General features: G+C 71.0%; 12 protein-coding genes. 2 read left to right on the plus strand and 10 right to left on the minus strand.

Annotated features, from left to right (window positions below; genetic code table 11):
- Positions 1-3: 3 nt before the first annotated feature.
- The 4 genes from F0U47_RS09370 to F0U47_RS09385 form a co-directional block, all read right to left on the minus strand.
- Positions 4-1653 (minus strand): DUF885 domain-containing protein, encoded by a 1650-nt coding sequence (locus F0U47_RS09370; RefSeq protein ID WP_149750008.1) that lies wholly within the window; start codon positions 1651-1653, stop codon positions 4-6.
- A gap of 45 nt (positions 1654-1698) precedes the next feature.
- A complete protein-coding gene (locus tag F0U47_RS09375; protein WP_149750009.1) occupies positions 1699-4668 on the minus strand; it encodes a (Fe-S)-binding protein in 2970 nt (989 codons plus the stop codon).
- Positions 4669-4842: 174 nt separating this feature from the next.
- Positions 4843-7404: a peptidase gene (locus F0U47_RS21100; RefSeq protein WP_188111244.1), complete on the minus strand. Its 2562-nt coding sequence runs from the start codon at positions 7402-7404 to the stop codon at positions 4843-4845.
- 309 nt (positions 7405-7713) lie between these two features.
- Positions 7714-9003 (minus strand): choice-of-anchor P family protein, encoded by a 1290-nt coding sequence (locus tag F0U47_RS09385; protein ID WP_149750010.1) that lies wholly within the window; start codon positions 9001-9003, stop codon positions 7714-7716.
- 153 nt (positions 9004-9156) lie between these two features.
- Between F0U47_RS09385 and F0U47_RS09390 the strand changes: the two genes are divergently transcribed.
- Both F0U47_RS09390 and F0U47_RS09395 read left to right on the plus strand, forming a co-directional pair.
- Entirely contained in the window at positions 9157-10635 is a 1479-nt protein-coding gene (locus F0U47_RS09390) for a M1 family metallopeptidase (RefSeq protein ID WP_188111245.1), read from the plus strand.
- 40 nt (positions 10636-10675) lie between these two features.
- Positions 10676-12190: an SMP-30/gluconolactonase/LRE family protein gene (locus F0U47_RS09395; RefSeq protein ID WP_149750012.1), complete on the plus strand. Its 1515-nt coding sequence runs from the start codon at positions 10676-10678 to the stop codon at positions 12188-12190.
- On the opposite strand, the gene F0U47_RS09400 is transcribed toward F0U47_RS09395, so the two are convergent.
- From F0U47_RS09400 to F0U47_RS09425, 6 genes are all read right to left on the minus strand, one after another.
- Positions 12121-13449, minus strand: coding sequence for a serine/threonine-protein kinase (locus F0U47_RS09400; protein ID WP_149750013.1), 1329 nt, complete (start codon positions 13447-13449; stop codon positions 12121-12123). The genes F0U47_RS09395 and F0U47_RS09400 overlap by 70 nt on opposite strands.
- A gap of 62 nt (positions 13450-13511) precedes the next feature.
- Positions 13512-15011: a dihydrolipoamide acetyltransferase family protein gene (locus F0U47_RS09405; protein ID WP_149750014.1), complete on the minus strand. Its 1500-nt coding sequence runs from the start codon at positions 15009-15011 to the stop codon at positions 13512-13514.
- 3 nt (positions 15012-15014) lie between these two features.
- Entirely contained in the window at positions 15015-16013 is a 999-nt protein-coding gene (locus F0U47_RS09410) for an alpha-ketoacid dehydrogenase subunit beta (RefSeq protein WP_149750015.1), read from the minus strand.
- Positions 16013-17176: a pyruvate dehydrogenase (acetyl-transferring) E1 component subunit alpha gene (pdhA, locus tag F0U47_RS09415; RefSeq protein ID WP_149750016.1), complete on the minus strand. Its 1164-nt coding sequence runs from the start codon at positions 17174-17176 to the stop codon at positions 16013-16015. The genes F0U47_RS09410 and pdhA overlap by 1 nt, the downstream gene beginning before the upstream one ends.
- 394 nt (positions 17177-17570) lie before the next feature.
- Entirely contained in the window at positions 17571-18491 is a 921-nt protein-coding gene (locus tag F0U47_RS09420) for a cation diffusion facilitator family transporter (RefSeq protein WP_149750017.1), read from the minus strand.
- Positions 18491-19456: a glutathione S-transferase family protein gene (locus F0U47_RS09425; RefSeq protein WP_149750018.1), complete on the minus strand. Its 966-nt coding sequence runs from the start codon at positions 19454-19456 to the stop codon at positions 18491-18493. The genes F0U47_RS09420 and F0U47_RS09425 overlap by 1 nt, the downstream gene beginning before the upstream one ends.
- Positions 19457-19470: the final 14 nt, after the last annotated feature.

Below are 19470 nucleotides of genomic sequence, written 5' to 3' on the forward strand. Positions count from 1 at the left end.
GCGTCAGGCCAGGCGCCGCTCCACGTGGTCGGCCAGCACCGAGAGCGGCAGCGCGCCCGTTTCGAGCACCGCGTCGTGGAACGCCTTGATGTCGAACCGGTCGCCCTGCCGCTGCTGCGCGGCCTCACGGATCCGCAGGATCTCGAGCCGGCCGATCATGTAGGACAGCGCCTGGCCGGGCGTGACGGCGTAGCGGTCGATCTCGGCGGTGGCGTGACCGAGGGACTTCTCCGAGTTCTGGAGCAGGTAGTCGATCGCCTGCTGCCGGGTCCAGCCCAGGGCGTGCATGCCGGTGTCGACCACGAGCCGGCACGCGCGCATCGAGTCGGCGGCGAGCATGCCCATCCGGTCCAGAGGTGAGCCGTAGAGACCCATCTCGTCGGCGAGCCGCTCGGTGTAGAGGCCCCAGCCCTCGCTGTAAGCCGTCACGAACGCCGTCTTGCGGAAGTCCGGAAGGTCCTCGAGCTCCTGGGCGATCGCGATCTGGAGGTGATGGCCCGGGATGCCTTCGTGGTAGGACGTCGACTCGATCTCGTAGCGGCCCCACCCCTCGGGATCGGACACGTTCATGAAGAAGACGCCGCCGCGGCTGCCGTCCATGGCGGGCCGGAAGTAGTAGGCGACCGCACCGCTGGTCGTCGGCTCGACCTCGCAGTCCGACTTGGGCAGCCGGCCGAACCAGTCGCCCATCACGCCCCGCGCCTTGGCCATCGCCGCCTTCGACGCCTCGACAATGTCGTCGCCGCTGGTGTGGTGGAGCAACGGGTCGTCGCGCAGGGCGGCGAGGATCGTCGGCACGTGGTCGGTCCCGACGACGTCCGGCCCGAGCTCGGAGTACTGCCGCTCGAGCTCGGCCACCTGCTCGAGCCCGATCTCGTGGATCTCCTGCGGGGTCAGGTCGGTGGTCGTGTAGTAGCGGGTGAGCCGCGCGTAGGCCTCCTCCCCGCCGGGCACGTGCAGCAGTCCGACCTGCTCGTCCTCGCGCGCGACGGGCATCACCTCGTCGTGGAGCACGGCGCGGTACGTCGCCAACGCGGGCCGGACATCGTCCTCGACCACCTGCTGCAGGCCGGCGAGCAGCGCGTCGCGGTCGACGCCGTCGGGCGTCGCGGCGATCCGGAGCAGCCGGTCCTCGCCCGCCGGCGTGGTGAGCCACTCGTCGAGCTGCTGGATGGTGTCGGCGGCCGCGAAGGCGGCGGGCGTGCGCCCGGCCGCAACGCCGTCACGGTGCCGGTCGGAGAGATCGTTGAAGTACTGCGCGATGCCCCGGAGCTTGTCGACCATGGCGTCCGCAACCTCGGGAGTCGGGATCGAGAGCTTCGGGAGGTACATCCCGAGGGACGCCTGGGCGCCGAAGATCGGGTTGGCGGAGTACTCCGCCGAGCGGAGCTCGCCGAGCTCGGCCGTCGAGCTCGCGTCCCACACCAGTACCGCGCGGGACAGCCGCTCCTGCTCGTCGAGGCCCTTTTCGGGAACCGCCTCGGCACGGGCTGCGAACTCCCGCGCCTCCTTGACCGCCGCCTCCTCCGCGGCGGCGCTCACGTCGGTGTAGGTGCCGGCGACGGAGTACTCCCCCGACATGTGGGCCCACATCGGGTTCTGTCGGTAGCGGAACTGCTGGTACTCGTCGGCGAGGTTCGCGATGTCGTCCACGCGCCATTCCTACCCGACCGCACCCAGCGGCGTCGCGGCAGTTCCTCAGAGGTCGAAGAGCGAGCCCGATCCCGAGATGTCCACGTCGGTGCGCGGCTCGTTCTTCTCGCCCGACGAGCTTGCCGGAGGCGTGGCCGGTGCGGCCGGCTTCTTCTCCTCGGCGACGGGCTCCTCCTCCGCGGCAGGCTCCTCCTCCGCGGCAGGCTCCTCGGCAGCAGGCGCGGCCGGAGCCGGGGTGGGCTCCGAGGCGGCCGGGATGTCGAAGAGGCTCCCGCTCAGGTCGGCCGCAGGCGCAGCCTCTGCCGGAGCGGGCTTCTCCGCAGCCGGGGCAGGCTTCTCCGCGGCCGGCTCGGCCTTGGCCTCGGCCGGCTCGGGCTTCTTCTCAGCCGGCGCCTCCTCGGCAGGAACGGCGTCGAAGAGCGAACCGCCCTGGTCGAACAGGGAGCCACCCGACGCCGGCTCGGCCTTGGCTTCGGCCGGTGCCGGCTTCTCGGCAGGCTTCTCGGCAGGCTTCTCAGCCGGCTTCTCGGCCGGCGTGTCGAACAGCGAGCCGCCCTGGTCGAACAGCGAACCGCCCGACTCCGGCTCGGCCTTGGCCGCCGGGGCCTCCGCGGGAGCCTCGTCGAACAGCGAGCCACCGGCCGGCTCGGCCTTGGCGGCCGGGGCCTCTGCGGGAGCCTCGTCGAACAGCGAGGAGCCCCCGGAGTCGGCCGAGGCCTTCGCAGCCGCGCCCACCTTGGCCGGGTCGTCGAGCTCCTGCTCCTCGGCCTTCTTGGCCTTGACGGCGCCAGGGTCGGCGCCCTCGCCCGGCTTCAGCTTGGTCGCGACCTCGCCCTTGACCGACGCCAGCAGCATCTGGGCGACGTCGAGGACCTCGACCTCGGCCCGCGCGCTGCCGGTGTCCTGCGCCTCGGTGAGGCCGTCGGCGAGCATCACGCGGCAGAACGGGCAGCCGACGGCGATCTGGTCGGCGCCGGTGGCGACGGCCTCGTTCGTGCGGTTGACGTTGATCCGCTCGCCGATGGTCTCTTCCATCCACATCCGGGCACCACCGGCGCCACAGCAGAAGGACCGCTCGCCACTGCGCTCCATCTCGGTGACCTCGGCGCCCGGCATGATCTGCAGGAGCTCCCGCGGCGGCGTGTAGACCTGGTTGTGGCGACCCAGGAAGCACGGGTCGTGGTAGGTGATCTTGCGCTGGTGCGCGCCCTCGCCGTCGGCGACCGGCGTCAGCTTGCCCTCACGGACCAGCCGGTTGAGCAGCTGGGTGTGGTGGATGACCTCGAGCTCGATGCCCAGGTCGCGGTACTCGTTCTTGAGCGTGTTCATGCAGTGCGGGCACGTGGACACGACCTGCTTGGCCTTCGCGTCCTTGAGCGTCTCGATGTTCTGCTGGGCGAGGCCCTGGAACACGAACTCGTTGCCGGCCCGGCGCGCGGAGTCACCGGTGCAGGTCTCGCCGTTGCCGAGCACACCGAACGAGACGCCGGCGAGGTCGAGCAGCTCGGCCACCGCACGGGTGGTCTTCTTGGCGCGGTCCTCGTAGGCGCCGGCACAGCCGACCCAGAACAGCCACTCGACCTCGTCGAGCGACTCGATGGTCTCTCCGACGACCTTGACGTCGAACGGCAGGCCCTTCGCCCAGTCCATCCGGCCGCGGGGCGACATGTTCCACGGGTTGCCGTTGTTCTCGAGGCCACGGAAGAGGCCGTTGAGCTCGGAGGGGAAGTTCGACTCCACCAGCACCTGGTAGCGGCGCATGTCGGTGATGTGGTCGACGTGCTCGATGTCGACCGGACACTGGTTGACGCAGGCGCCACAGTTCGTGCAGGACCACAGCACGTCGGTGTCGATGACCGCGCCGCCGTCGGGGTGCCAGGCGACACCCTCGGTCTCGCCGACCAGCGGCCGCTCCGCCTCCGCGACGATCGCCGGGTCGAGCGAGCCGCGCTTCTCCTCGGACGCCAGGTTGTACGGCGCCGCCGCGAACGCGTGGTCGCGGAGGTTCATGATGAGCATCTTCGGGGAGAGCGGCTTCTCGGTGTTCCAAGCGGGGCACTGCGACTGGCAGCGGCCGCACTCGGTGCAGGACGCGAAGTCGAGGACGCCCTTCCACGAGAAGTCGTTGATGCTGCCGATGCCGAGGGTGGCGTCCTCGTCGAGGTCGTCGACGTCGTCGAGGGTGACCGGCTTGCCGTCGTTCATCATCGGCTTGACCTTGCCGAGGGCGACCGAGCTCGGGTTCTCGCCGTTGGCCGCCGCGTCGGGCCGCTTGAACATGACGTTCAGCGGCGCCACGAAGATGTGGAGGTGCTTGGAGTGCAGCACCAGCAGCAGGAAGACGAGCATGACCCCGATGTGGAGCAGCAGGCCGACGTGCTCGACCACCTCGAGGGCATCGTGGCTCAGGCCGTCGAAGATCGTGCCGAGCCCGTACGACGCGAACGCGCCCTTCCCGTAGGGGAAGTTGCCGGCGGCCGACGCAGCGCCGCGGAACAGGAACATCGTCCAGATGACGTTGAAGATCATGAACAGCGTCAGCCAGGCGCCGCCGAGGTGGGAGCCCTTGAACCGCGACTTCCGGCCGATCTTCGCCGGGTCGTTGCGCAGCCGGATGATCGTGAAGGTCGCGAGACCGACCAGGCAGAGGACGCCGATCAGGTCCTGGCCGAAGCCGATGACGTCCCAGTGCCCGATGACCGGGATCGCCCACTCGGGGTTGCGCGACAGGAGCACGCCGTAGGCCTCGAGGTAGACCGAGGCGAGGATCAGGAACGCGTACATGACGAACGCGTGGGCGATGCCGGGCACCGACCACTTCAGGAGGCGGCCCTGTCCGACGACCTCACGGAGCTGGTCGCGGATGGCGCCCGCGGTGCGCTTGGTGACGTTCTCGAGGCGGTCCGGCGCCGGCTGCCCGTGGGAGATCAGGCGGTAGAGGAACCACACCCGCTTGGCCGCCAGCGGCAGGATGATCGCGTTGAGCAGCAGGCCAACGATCAGCGTCAGGGTCAACGTCGCACTCCAATATCCGGGGAATCGGGCTCAGACTACGGAATCCCGACTCCAGGTCCCGGGCTGATTGCCCGAGGCGTGGGCACACCCGAGGCTCGAGCGCACCGTCGCCGGGATCCTACCCGCTGGTAACGTCCGGGACGGAGTGAGGAAGACCTCACTCCCACGCGGCCCCTACGGCGCGACGACGCGCACGACGTGCCCGGTCCTGTCGAACACGATCCGGACCATCACCCGCGGGTCGTCGGCGGTCTTCGCGCAGACGCCGTAGGTCCGGCCCAGCCGGCGGAACGGCTGACCGACCCTCCGCATCACCTCGGTCGTGCTCATGCCCGGCTGCACCAGGCTCCGGACCCTGGCGACCGACCGGCGCAGGCCGGGGTTGCGGCACGAGTCGGGCGCGATGCCGACCGCGCGCTCCCACATCTGGAGGTAGGCCTCGGTACCGCGCCCCATGTCGTCGCGGATCGCGGCTCCGTCGCCCGCGTGCTGAGCGTCGGCGACGAGACCCAGGTCCTCGACCCAGTCGGGGTAGAGGCCGTACTGCGCGACACCGTCGACGTTGATGTCCCAGACCCGCTCCCCTGCCCGCTGCTTGGCGACCTGGACACCACCGATGCCGGTGAACGGGTAGGTGACGGGGTTCGGGACGTCACTGCCGCGCGGGTCGCCCTGCGCGCCGAGGCCGTTGATGTCGGCGCCGAAGCCGATGCCCCAGTAGTAGCGCGGGTCCGCCCACTCGACGTGGCGACGCCACTTGTCGACGAAGCCGGTCGAGTCACCGGCGTACGGCGTGATGAACCCGCCCGCCCGGTAGATCCGCGGATAGGTGTCGGGCGTCGACCAGGAGTGGCTCGAGATGACACCGGGGTAGTCGATCTCCTCGATGAGGTCCATCGACGCCTGCCGCGCCTTCACGCTCATGTGGTCGGGGTCGAAGATCATGTGCCGCTTCGCGAGGCCCCGGATCAGGTGCTTGCCGAGATCCGTCAGGCCGCGCTTGTTGCAGTGTGCCGGCGGCGGGTAGACGGGCAGCTGCGGCAGCGCCACCGCGTCTCCGAAGAGGGCGTAGATCGCGCCGAAGATCGCGTCCTGCTCGGGCAGCGTCGGCAGCGCTGTCTGGTTCTTGTCGTGGCTCTCGCCGTCGGCCGGCTCGCAGTGCTCCATCTGCCAGAAGCTCGCGGTCTCGAGGAAGTTGGCGGAGTTGACGAACAGCCCGACCTCGCCGGAGTCCCCGGCCACCCCGGAGAGCGCGTTGTCGAACTTGTTGACGAGCTCCATCTGGCGGACGCCGAGGGTGTGCATCTCCTCGAGGTTGGCGTCGATCTCCGCGACGTCGCACGCCGGCTGGTCCTTGCCGAGGACCTCCTTGAACGTGCACCCGAACGGGATGCTGGTCTCGATGCCCATGACCACGGCCATCTTCCCGGCGTTGATGACCCGGCGGGCCTCGAACGGCGTCCGCACGATCCGGTAGAACCCCAAGCCCGGCCCCCCGAACTGCGCGTCGACGTAGTCCTGGAACTCGTACATGTCCTTCGCCTGCAGCCGGATCGAGTCCATGTCGTCGCAGGAGTTGTGCTTGATCGGGTAGAGCTGGCACATCTTGTTGTTCTCGACCAGCAGGTTCACGAAGAGCCGCTGCCCGCCGCGCCACGCGCGCTCGAGCCAGCGGTAGTAGGTGCCCTCGTGGGTGAGCGAGTTCGGCGCCGGCCAGTCCTTGAACGTCGGCCAGCCCACGGGGTCGTGCGACGGCTCGCCGGACAGGAACGACTCGAGGATCGCCCCGTTGCCCTGGGTGAGGGTGTGGTCCGGGCAGTCGACGAGGGCGTACGGCGCGCCGTACGTGTGCCACGGACGCCCGCAGTGCACGTCGCCGCCCAGGAACTCGAAGGCCATGCCGTGGGTGTGCGCGTCGACGTAGCCGCGCACCTCCTGGAAGGACGTCACGCCGCCGTGCGGCCGGCCGGCGATGTTGATCCCCGCCTCCGGGTACGCGGAGCAGCGGGAGGTCGCGTGCTGCAACCGGAAGCCCGTCGCCCGGTCACCGGCGACCAGGTCGCCGCGCCGGGCGGTCAGGGCGGCGCCCTCGACGGTACGGAAGGTGAACCGCCCGGTGGCGCGCCGGTTGACGGTCCAGTCCGCGTCGCGGCTCGGTTCGGCGACGATCTCGATGGCTCCGTCGCTGCTCGCCAGCACCCCGTCGGCGGTGTGGAGGAGGTAGCCGCCGAGGCGGGTCGCCTTGAAGTAGAAGCGGGCAGCGGCCGACGCCCGCACCTCGGCCAGGGCGACCGACGCACCGTCCCGGACGACGTAGGCGCCGGACGGCGCCTGGAGGGTGTAGCAGGCACCGGCCATCGCGTAGCGGGTCTGCGGCACGGTGGTGCGCGCCGGGTAGGCACGCACGTCGGTGAGCGTGGGGTCGGGCAGGGCGCGCTCGCGCTCGACGTACGCCGTCGCCGCCTTCCGCTGCTCCGCCGTCGTCGGGTCGACCGTGCCCTCCTCGAACCCGGCGCGGGAGATCAGGTTCTTGGTGCTCGGGTCGTGGTGGCTGTGCGGCGGCGTGCCCGGCTGGTCGACGTGCGGGACGTCGCTGCTGCTCCGGTCCTGCTCGGCCGCGGCCGTCAGGTCGAGGGCACCGCTGCTCGTGCCGCCGGGGACCGAGATCGCGGCCGCCACCACGGTCGCCGCTGCGACGACCGCCAGTCCGACCCGCACCGACTGCCTGCGCCCCACGTCGACCCCTTGTCGCCAGCCCGCAGCGGTCGCGGTGACCGCCGCCACATCGTCAACGACGGAGCACCGCCGAGGCAACGGGTTCTAGGTCAATTGTCCTGAATCGGGGAGGCGGCTGGCCGGGGGCGTGCGTGGAATACCCGGTCGACCGGTTGTTCCACGGGTTGTCCGCCTCTGCAATGGCTGACAACCCGTGGGATACCCGGTCGACCGGGTATTCCACGGCCACGGCTCGCCCCGCCCGCCACCCGAAAAGTACGACGGCCGCCCCCTGCCGGGGAGCGGCCGTCGCGCGTCAGCGGTTCAGCGTCAGCGAATCGCCTTCTTGACCTGGACGCGGGCGACGCCGAGGTCGATCACGGCACCGGCGCCGTCGAGCAGGGTGACCCGCAGCGCGACCACCTCGATGCCGCCACGAATCATCGTGGTGACGTTCTCCTCGAGCTTCGCCAGCCCGGGGATCTCGAGCACGCCGGACGGCGGGATGGTGTGCTGCTCACCGTCGGCGGTGATGCTCAGCGTCGCCGTGCCCCTGGTGTTGCGGACCAGCTTGCCCGGGACCCGCTTCACGTTCGCGCGGCCCTTGATGCCCTCGATGACGAGCTGACCGCCACCCAGCGAGACGCTGGCGATCGAACCCTCGGCCCAGGCGCGCGCCCGGCGGCGGCCCCACTGGGTGCCGAAGACCTTGGCCTGGGCGACACCGACCTCGATGGCCGACGGGATGTTGAGGTCGACCGTCTTGGTCGCCTTGACCTCGCCGTTGGTCCCTTCGCACGGAATGGGACGGGTGGGCGTCCGGCCGAGGGTGACGATCGTGTCGTCACCGGTGTTGAGGACCTTGCCCTTCAGGCCGGCGGCGTAGCCGCTCATGATCGAGTTGACGACGTCGTCGGTCATGCGCGCACGGGAGAGCGCGACCTTGACCTTGGTCTTGGTCGGCAGGATCTCGATGAGGAGGGCCTGCGCGCGGGCGAAGATGAACCCGGGCTTCTTGGTCACCTTGGACTCGCCGAGGGTGATCCTCAGCAGGCCGGGGATCTCGACCGGCTGGCCGGGCGTCGGGATCTCGATCACCTGCGGGTCGCCACCCGGAGGCGTCAGCACGATGCCGGCCACCTGGCTGTCGACCTCGGAGTGGAAGCCGGAGCCGTCGTGCCAGACCTTGGCCTTCGAGGACACGGCGCCGAGCGCGAGGCTGCCGAGCTCGGTCTCGACGAGCGTGATGCCGGCCAGCGAGTGCCGCGCGATGGAGGTGACCTTCTTGCCCCTCTTGATCGTCGCGACCTTGGTGTCGAGCGTCTCGATCGTGCCGAGGCCCGGCAGCTCGACCTGGGCGAGGCCGTTGGACCGGTTGAGGCCGGCCAGCGTCGTGCAGCTGATGTGCGCGTAGCCGGTGGCGCCGGACGAGAGCGGGATGTCCCCACCCTTGATGGCGGTGCCGTAGCCCATCGCGTGGAGGCCGAAGTCGGTCGGGCGCGGGGCCGCGGCCGCGGCCTTGGTGGGTACGACGGGCGCGGCGTGGCTCGGACCACCCGGTAGCAGGATGACGCTGCCGAGCATGGCTAACAGCGCGCCCCTGAGGGCAAGACGTTTCATGGCTGGAGCTCCTAAACGCAAATGAGAGACAGCGACCCTCCCCGGGACCGCTGAGCGGCGTCCGGATCGTAACCCCTCCTCCAGGACGCTCGTGGCGTAATGGAACAACGGTGGACACGGTGTCACGACACGGGTTCCAGGCATGATGTGGCGGTGTCCCTGCCCCGGCCTCCGATTCTTCTTCCCGTTGCGGCCCTCGCTCTCGTCCTCGCCGGCTGTGGTGGCGACGGCGCCGAGACTGCCGACCGACCGACCACACCGCCGCCGAGCGGGACCGCCACACCGGAGGCCCCGGACACCGAGATGGCCGAGGACACGGCCGTGGCGGTCAGCGAGACGCGGGAGGACTCGGTCTATCCCGAGGTGGGCGACCCCCTCGTCGACGCGCTCCACTACGACCTCTCCCTGGCGTGGACACCCGAGTCCGACACCCTGGTGGCGACCGAGGTCCTGACCTTCCGCGCGACCGACGACGCGGAGCGCTTCCAGCTCGACTTCGACGACGCGCTCGCGATCGACTCGCTCACCGTCGACGGCGAGGAGGTCGGCTACGACCGGGACGACAAGGACCTGTTCGTCCGGCTGCCCGTCACCGAGGACGAGCAGTACGAGCTCGAGATGTCCTACTCCGGCACCCCCGAGCCCTACGACGCGCCGACCCTGCGGTCGGACTTCGAGCTGGGCGTCGGCTGGCACGTCACCCCCGACCACGAGGTCTGGACGATCCAGGAGCCGTACGGCGCGTTCACGTGGTTCGCCGCGAACGACCAGCCCGCCGACAAGGCGCTCTACGACTTCACCCTCACCGTCCCCGAGCCCTGGACCGGGGTCGCCAACGGGGAGCTCACCGACACCACCACGGAGGGAGGCCTGCGCACGACCACCTGGCACCTCGCCGAGCCCGCGTCGTCGTACCTCGTGACCGTGGCGTTCGCCGACTACACGCCGATCGAGCTCGCGTCCGACAGCGGCGTGCCGGTGACGATCTGGGGTCCGACCGACGACCCGTCGGCCATCGGCGAGACGGAGTATGCCGCCGAGGCCATCGACTGGCTGGAGGAGTACCTCGGCCCCTACCCGTTCGACACCTTCGGGATCCTCATCTACGACGGGGAGAGCGGGATGGAGACCCAGACGATGGTGACGCTCGGCGCGACGCCGTACGCCACCTCGAAGCCGGTGGTGGTCCACGAGCTCGCGCACCACTGGTACGGCGACACGGTCAGCCCCGCCGACTGGAGCGACGTCTGGATGAACGAGGGCATGGCGATGTACCTCCAGGGCATGTGGGAGGCCGAGGACGAGGGCATCTCCGTCGACGAGAAGATGGACCAGTGGGCCGCCTTCGAGGGCGAGGAGCGGGCGTACGCCGGCCCGCCGGCCGACTACGACCCGAGGAACTTCGGGTCGGGGAACATCTACTTCGGCCCCGCTCTCATGTGGCACGAGCTCCGCGAGCGCATCGGCGACGAGGCGTTCTTCGCCATGGTCCGCGACTGGCCGGCCGAGCAGGAGAACGACACGGCCGACCGCGAGGAGTACTTCGCCTGGATCGAGGAGCACACGGGCGAGGAGCTCACCGCGTTCTTCGAGGACTGGCTCCTCGGCAGGACGACGCCGCCCCGCGACTGACCCCCTGACGCAGAGGTAGAACGCGTTCTACACTCCGGGGATGCGCACGCTCTCCGCGGCGACGGCCGTCCTCGGCCTCGTCCTGCTCACCGGGCCGGCGACACCCGCGGTCGCGGACGACCCGGCGCTGCCGCCGATCCCGGCGGTCCCCGGGCTGCCGATCCCGTCGCTCCCCACGGACCTGCTGGTGCCGCAGTTCGAGGGCTCCGCCGCCACCCCGCGGCCGCTGGCCGCTCCCGAGGTCCCGCAGCACCCGTACCTGTCGCCGAACGGCACGAGCAGCATGCACAACGACGCCTACAGCACCGATGCGTACGACGTCAGCGGCCCGCTCGGGCGCCGGCTGTCGGTCCGGTCGCGGAGCTACGGCATCCGCGAGTGCGCCACGATCGCGTTCGACTCCCGGGACCGGCTGGTCGGGCTCTGCGGCGGGCTCGAGGGCTTCACGATGATGGTGATCGACCCGGTGACGCTCGAGGCGGTCGACGAGCTGCTGGTGTCCGGCCGCGACCTCACCAGCGGCGCCAACCCGCTGACCGACATCTGCGGGGGGACCTACTTCTTCCTCGACCCTCACGACCACGCCTTCGCGACCACCACCGACAGGACGATCGCCGAGATCGCAGTGTCGGAGGGCGGGACGCTGACCCGGTTGCGTGACTGGCCGATGGCGTCGTACATCGCCGAGGACGACTGCCTGGTCGCCACCGGCGTCGACTGGGACGGCCGGCTCTGGTGGTTCAGCCAGCAGGGAGCGGTGGGCACCCTGGACCGCGCTACCGGCACGGTCCGGGTAGTCCGGCTCCCGGCGGGCGAGGGGATCTTCAACTCGGTGTCGGCCGACGAGACCGGCGGCATGTACGCGGTCACGACGCACGCGGCGTACCGCCTCGACGCCGACGACTCCGGGCGGCCGCGCGTCACCTGGCGTCGCGCCTACGACCGCGGCACCACCCAGAAGCCCGGCATGCTCTCGCAGGGATCCGGGACGTCGCCGACCCTGATCGGCCGGAGGTGGCTCGCGATCGCCGACAACGCCGAGCCGCGCAGCAACGTCGTGGTCTACGACCGGCGCCTCGGCGTGACGCGGCGGCAGCACTGCAAGGTGCCGGTCCTCGCCTCAGGTGCGAGCACGACCGAGAACAGCCTCGTGGCGGCGGGGAGCTCGGTGATCATCGAGAACAACTACGGCTACAGCGGCGTGCAGTCGACGATGCTCGGCCGCTCGACGACGCCCGGCATGGCACGGGTGCTCATCGGCGCCGACGGCTGCCGGGTGGCCTGGACCAACGACGAGGTGATCGCGCCGACGTCGGTCGCGAAGGCGTCCCTCGGCAACGGGCTCGTCTACGCCTACACCAAGCCGGTCCGCGACGACCTGGTCGACGCGTGGTACGTCTCCGCGATCGACATCCGGACCGGCAAGGTGGTCTGGAGCCGGCTGACCGGCACCGGGATCCAGTGGAACAACCACTACGCCGCGATCTACCTCGGACCCGACGGCACGTTGTACGTCGCCACCGTGGCCGGCCTCGTGCGCGTCGCGGACGGCTGACCGCCGCCGACCTTCTCGAAGACGCAGGAGGCGCCGACGCTGATGACGTCGGCGAGCACCCGCGGGTCGATGCTGCCGCCGGAGTCGGCGGTCAGCTCGAGGTCGCCGTCGAGCAGGCCCTGCTCCCGGAGCGCTTGGACGCCGGACCGCTCCACGAGCCGCCGCGCGGTGCACTCGGCCTCGGGCTCCTCGAAGTCGGCATCCTCGACCAGCGCTGCCGCGATGTTGGTGACCGCCCGCTGCTCGTCGGTGCTGTCACCGCGCAGGGTGAGCGCGAGGCCGATGCCGCCGCCGGCGAGGAGGACGACGAACGTCGACGCGAGCACGCCGGCCAGACCCCGCGGACGGGTGCGGCCGGCCGGCCGCCCCTCCTCGGGGTCCGCCGCCTGGACCCTCGGCGGGGCAGGGCAGTCACGCAGCACGCGGCGCAGGTCGTCGCGGAGCGCGTGCGCCGACGGGTAGCGGTCGCGAGGGCTCTTCGCCATGGCGCGGCACAGGATGGCGTTGACCTGCTGCTCGAACGGCCCGCCCACGGCGAGCTGCGGGACCGGCGCGGACCGGTGGGCGCCGGCGAGCCTGTCCGGGGCGCCGGCGTACGGCGCGCGCCCCACCAGCGCCGCCCACAGCAGGCAGCCGAGCGAGTAGACGTCGGTGGACGGTCCCGGCGTCCCGCCCGTGTGCAGCTCCGGCGCCAGGTAGCCGGGCGTCCCGTCCGCGCACCCGTCGGAGGCGAGCGCGGGGTCGACGCCGGTGCGCCGGGCGATCCCGAAGTCGGTGAGGTACGCCGACACCTCCTCGCCGCGGGTCCGCACCAGCACGTTGGCCGGCTTGACGTCCCGGTGCACGAGCCCCGTCGCGTGGGCGTCACCGAGACCGGTCGCGACCTGAGCGACCAGGTCGAGCGCGGTCCGCGGTGGCGGCGCGCCCGAGGCCCGGAGCATCGCGCCCAGGTCACCACCGGGGATCAGCTGTGACGCGATGTAGAGGGCGCCGTCGGCCTCCCCGTGGGCGAACACCGGGACCACGTGGGACGAGTCGAGGGACGCCTGGGCCTGCGCCTCCTGGGTGAACCGCGCCCGGAACGCCGGGTCGTCGGCGACGTACGGCGCGATCACCTTGAGGGCGACCCGCCGCCTCAGGACCGTGTCGACGGCCTCGAACACCACGCCCATGCCGCCGAGCCCGAGCCGGCGGACGATCTCGTATTGACCGATCCGCTCGCCCGGCCCCGGGAACCCGTCCGTGGGCGGCGTGGACACGCACCCGTTCCTACCCTGCGGACGGCCGACCCGTCGTCAGCCGTCCACAGGCAGGCCCGAGCTCAGAACAGGAGCGCCGTCGCGGGATCGGCGATGATGCCGGCCACGTCGGCGAGGAACTGCGAGCCGGTCGCGCCGTCGATGTGGCGGTGGTCGAACGACAGCGCAAGGGTGGTGACCTGCCGCGGCACGACCTGGTACTCCGCTTGTCCTGAGCCTGTCGAAGGGACCACCCACGGCTGCGGCTTGATCGCGCCCATGCACAGGATCGCCGACTCACCCGGGTTGATGATCGGGGTGCCGGCGTCGACACCGAAGACGCCGACGTTGGTGATCGTGAACGTCCCGTCCGCCATGTCGGCCGGCTGGGTGCGGCCCTCCCGCGCGACGGAGGTGAGCTCCTCCAGCGCCCGCGCCAGGTCGACCAGGCCGAGGTCCTGGGCGTCCTTCACGTTCGGCACGACCAGGCCGCGCGGCGTCGCCGCCGCGATGCCGAGGTTGACGTAGTGCTTGACCACGACCTCGCCCGCCGCCTCGTCCCAGGTGGAGTTGATCATCGGCGTACGGCGCAGCGCCAGCAGCACCGCCTTCGCGAAGACCAGCAGCGGCGAGACCTTCACTCCCTTGAACTCGCGACGCTCCTTCAGCCTGGCGACCAGGTCGAGGGTGCCGGTGGCGTCGATGGTCACCCACTCGGTCACGTGGGGGGCGGTGAATGCCGACGCCGTCATCGCCGACGCCATCATCTTCCGCACGCCCTTGATCGGCTCGCGCGTCTCCCGCTCCCCACCGGTGGTCGAGGAGGTCGCCCTGGCGATCGTCTCGAGACCCGTCGAGCCCGGCGCCGCCGCGGCCTGCTCGACGTCGGCCCGGGTGATCGTGCCGCCCGGGCCGCTCGGCGCCAGGGATCGGAGGTCGATCCCGAGGTCCTTGGCGAGCTTGCGGACCGGCGGCTTCGCGAGCACCCGCAGGTCGCCCGGGGCCGCCTCACCGACGGCCGTCGCTGCAGGCTCGGGCGTCGGGACCGGCTCACCGGCCGCGCGGCGCTGGCCCTCGGCGTCGTCGACGACCGCCGAGACGATCTGCTCGACCTTGCCGTGCTGGTCGGTCGCGTGCTGGTTGAACACGTCGTGCACGTCCGCGCGGGCGGTGTGCACCCCCGCGGCCTCCGCAGCCGGACGGGTCCGGGCCCGTCGCTGTGCACCGCGATCGGCCTTCATCCGGCCGACCAGGGACTCCCCCTCGCCGCTGCCGCTGGCGGCAGGGTTGGAGAGGTCGATCTCCATCGGCGGAGCCGGCTCGGCGGGGGCCGAGACGGGCGCGCTCTCCGGAGCGCCGATGGCGATGATCGGCGTGCCGACCGGCACCGTCTCGCCCTCCTTGACCAGGATCGCGGTGACCTCGCCGGCGTACGGCGAGGGCAGCTCGACCAGGGACTTGGCGGTCTCGATCTCGACGACGACGTCGTTGACGGCGACCACGTCGCCGACCTTGACCTTCCAGGTCACGATCTCGGCCTCGGTGAGGCCTTCGCCGACGTCGGGGAGGAGGTACTCAGGCACGGGTCAGAACTCCAGACTGCGGTCGACGGCGTCCAGGACTCGGTCGAGGTCGGGGAGCCACTCCTCCTCGATCCGCGACGCGGGGTACGGCGTGTCGAAGCCACCGACGCGGAGCACCGGGGCCTCGAGCGAGTAGAAGCACTCCTCGGTGATGCGCGAGGCGAGCTCGGCGCCCATCCCGAGGTTGACGTGCGCCTCGTGGACGACGACGGCGCGGCCGGTGCGGCGTACGGAGTCGAGGACCGGACCCATGTCGAGCGGCGAGAGGGTGCGCAGGTCGATCACCTCGAGCGAGCGGCCCTCACCGGCAGCGGCCTCGGCCGCCTTCATGCAGGTCTTCACGGTCGGGCCGTAGGCCAGCAGCGTCGCGTCGCTGCCCGGGCGCACCACCTTCGACGTGAAGAGCGGCGCGGGCGTCGCGGTCTCGTCGAGCTCGGCCTTGTCGGCGTGGTACTGCCGCTTCGGCTCGAGGAAGATCACCGGGTCGTCGTGGGCGATCGCCTGCTGGATCATCCAGTAGCCGTCGACCGGGTTGGAGCACGCCACGACCTTGAGCCCGGGCGTGTGCGCGAACTGCGCCTCCGGCGACTCCGAGTGGTGCTCCACCGCGCCGATGCCGCCACCGAACGGGATCCGGATGACCATCGGCATCTTGACCCGGCCCTTGCTGCGGAAGTGGATCTTGGCGACCTGGCAGACGATCTGGTCGTAGGCCGGGTAGACGAAGCCGTCGAACTGGATCTCCACCACCGGCCGGTAGCCGCGCATCGCCATGCCGACCGCCGTGCCGACGATGCCGGACTCGGCCAGCGGCGAGTCGATGACCCGGTCCTCGCCGAAGTCCTTCTGCAGGCCGTCGGTGATGCGGAAGACGCCGCCGAGCTTGCCGACGTCCTCGCCCATGAGCAGGACCTTGTCGTCGGCCTCCATCGCCTTGCGCAGGCCGAGGTTGAGCCCCTTCGCGAGGGTGACCTTCTGGCCGGTCGAGCTTGTCGAGACCATCAGTGTGCCCCCTCGAAGCTCGCGAGGTAGTCGGCGAAGCCGTCACGCTGCGCCGCCAGCTCTGGTGGTGTCTCGGCGTAGACACGGTCGAAGATCTCGAGCGGCTCCGGGTCGGGCATCGCCTTGCAGCCCTCGCGCAGCGTGTGGCCGAGCTCGTCGGCCTCGGCGGTGAGGTCGGCGAAGAAGTCGTCGTCACCGAGGCCGTTGCGCTTGAGGTAGACCTCCAGCCGCGCGATCGGGTCCTTCAGCTTCCAGTGCTCGACGTCGGCCGTGAGCCGGTAGCGGGTCGGGTCGTCGGTCGTGGTGTGCGCACCCATGCGGTAGGTGTAGGCCTCCACGAAGGTGGGGCCCTGGCCGTCGCGGGCCCGCTGCAGCGCGGCGCGGGTGACGGCGTACGTCGCGAGGACGTCGTTGCCGTCGACCCGCAGGCCGGGGAAGCCGAAGCCGAGCGCCCGCTGGTAGAGCGGGATCCGGCTCTGGCGCTCGATCGGCTCCGAGATCGCCCACTGGTTGTTCTGGCAGAAGAACACGACCGGGGCGTTGTAGGACGCCGCGAAGATGAACGCCTCGTTGACGTCGCCCTGGCTGCTGGCGCCGTCACCGAAGTGGGCCAGCACCGCCGCGTCGCGGTCGGGGTCGCCGGTGCCGACGACGCCGTCGCGCTGCATGCCCATGGCGTAGCCCGTCGCGTGGAGCGTCTGGGCGCCGATCACGATCGTGTAGAGGTTGAAGTTGTAGTCCGACGGGTTCCAGTCACCGTGGTCGACGCCGCGGAACAGGCCGAGCAGCTTCAGCGGGTCGAGGCCGCGGCACCAGGCGACGCCGTGCTCGCGGTAGGTCGGGAACACGAAGTCCTGCGAGCGGAGCGCGCGGCCGGCGCCGATCTGTGCGGCCTCCTGGCCGAGCAGCTGCGCCCAGATGCCGAGCTCGCCGTGGCGCTGCAGCGCGGTCGCCTCGACGTCGAGGCGCCGCACGAGGACCATGTCGCGGTAGAGGCCCTGCAGCTCCTCGGCGCTGAAGTCCAGGTCGAACTCCGGGTGGTGGACCCGTTCCCCCTCGGGCGTCAGCAGCTGGATCAGCTCGGGGCCTCCGTCGGCGTGCGCAGGGCCGAACACCTCGGCCAGATCAGGTCCGAACTCGGGCTGTACGGCGCCGTCGCTCATGGGACACCACTCCTTGTCACCTGGCCGCAGGGTCTCCGCGGCATCGGGTCGTCGGGTCGGTGCGGCCAGGAGGTCACAGGGGTGGCGTGACGTGATCCGGACCACACTGGTCGTTGGGCCAAAGGTAGCGCTCCGGCGCCCCACCACCAATCTCGGGGCGACCTCGGGGCAGTCTCGGGGCATCGTGTCGGCGGGCAGCGCGGACACAGGGCGTGCCCGCCGCGCTCGCACCGGGGTGTGAGCGTGTCTCACCCGAAGGCAAGACTCGACGGACACGCCTCTGACCAGTACCCGTCGGCACGAAAAGGACGCGGGTCATACGACCAGAGCGACTTCTCCGCACCGCCCCCATCCACGCGCGACACACGACCAGCCGCAGCGCCGCTGCGCTTCGTCAGTGCATCTCGCCCAGGTCCTCGTGCTCCTGGTGCGACTCGGGCTCGACCTGGAAGGTGGTGTGGCGGACGTCGAAGTGGGTGGCGGCGCAGTCGCCGAGGGCGTCGAGGATGGCGCCCACGCCCCGCTCCTGGAGCACGTCGTCGCGGACGGTGACGTGGGCGGAGAGGCTGGTCATGCCGCTGGTGATGGTCCAGGCGTGCAGGTCGTGGACCTCGACGACGCCGGGCGCGTGCGACAGGTGGTGGACCACGTCGTCGAGGTCGAGGTCGGCGGGCGCGATCTCGAGGAGGACGCGTCCGGAGTCGCGGATCAGCAGCGCGGCCCGCGGCAGGATCATCACGGCGATGAGGAGGGACGCCACGGGGTCGGCGTGGTGCCAGTCGCCGATCCAGATCGCGACGCCCGCCGCGACCGCGAGCACCGATCCGAGCAGGTCGGCGATGACCTCGTTGATCGCGCCGCGCAGGTTGAGCGAGGTGCCGTCCCCGCCGGACAGCACCTTGAGCGCCACCGCATTGGCGACGAGGCCCACCAGCGCGAACCCCACCAGTGCCGGGCCGTCGACCACGGGCGGGTCGGTGAGGCGCATGACGCCGGTCCAGGCGAGGTACCCGCAGACGCCCAGCAGCACGACGGCGTTGACGAGCGCAGCGACGACCTCGACCCGGTGGTAGCCGAACGTGGAGCGGGCACCGCCGGGCCGGGCGGCGACGTACGACGCCCCGAGCGCCAGCACCACGGCGCCCGCGTCGGTCGCCATGTGGGCGGCGTCGGCCAGCAGCGCGAGGGATCCGGTGATCCAGGCGCCGACCAGCTCGACGACGAGCACCGTGCCGGTGACGAGCAGGACCCACCGCAGCCGGACCCGGTCGGCGGCCCGCGACGCCTGGTGGCCGTGGCCGTGCCCGACCCCCATCAGCCCCGTCCGTGCTGGGTCAGCCAGGCCTCGGGATCCGGTCCCTTCGGGACGATGCCGGACGGGTTGATGTCGCTGTGCACGACGTAGTAGTGGGCCTTGATCTGGTCGAAGTCGATCGTCTCCCCGAAGCCCGGGGTCTGGAAGAGGTCGCGCGCGTAGGCCCACAGCACCGGCATCTCGGTCAGCTTCTGCCGGTTGCACTTGAAGTGGCCGTGGTAGACGGCGTCGAACCGCGCGAGGGTCGTGAACAGCCGGACGTCGGCCTCGGTGATCCGCTCCCCCATCAGGTAGCGCCGGTCGGTGAGCCGCTCCTCGAGCCAGTCGAGCGCGGTGAAGAGGCGGTCGTACGCCGCGTCGTACGCCTCCTGCGTGCCGGCGAACCCGCAGCGGTACACGCCGTTGTTGACCTCGGTGTAGATCCGCTCCATGACCTCGTCCATCTCGGCGCGCAGCTCGGCGGGCCACAGGTCGGGGGCGTCGGGACGGTGGAACTCCTGCCACTCGTGGAAGAGGTCGTGGGTGATCCACGGGAAGTCGTTCGTCACCAGGAGGCCGGTCGACTCCTCGACGACGGCTGGCACCGTGATGCCGCGCGGGTAGCCGGGGAACCGCCGGAAGTACGCGTCCTGGAGGCGCTCGATGCCGAGGACCGGGTCGCGCCCGTCGGGGTCGAGGTGGAAGCTCCAGCTGCGGCTGTCGTGGACGGGCCCCGGCATGCCGACCGAGATCACGTCCTCCAGCCCCAGCAGCTTGCGCACGATCAGCGTGCGGTTGGCCCACGGGCAGGCCGCAGCGGCGATCAGCCGGTAGCGGCCCGGCTCCACCGGCCACAGGTCCCCGTCGACCGGGCCGTGCTCAGGACGCCGGGCGTCCTTGGTGATCCGGTCGGAGACGTAGCTGGCGTCCCGCTCGAACGCTCCGCCGGTGGCGATGTACGACGACGGACTGGGCGTGCTGGCCATGCGACCAGCCTAGG

Source organism: Nocardioides antri (assembly GCF_008373765.1).
GTDB lineage: Bacteria > Actinomycetota > Actinomycetes > Propionibacteriales > Nocardioidaceae > Nocardioides > Nocardioides antri.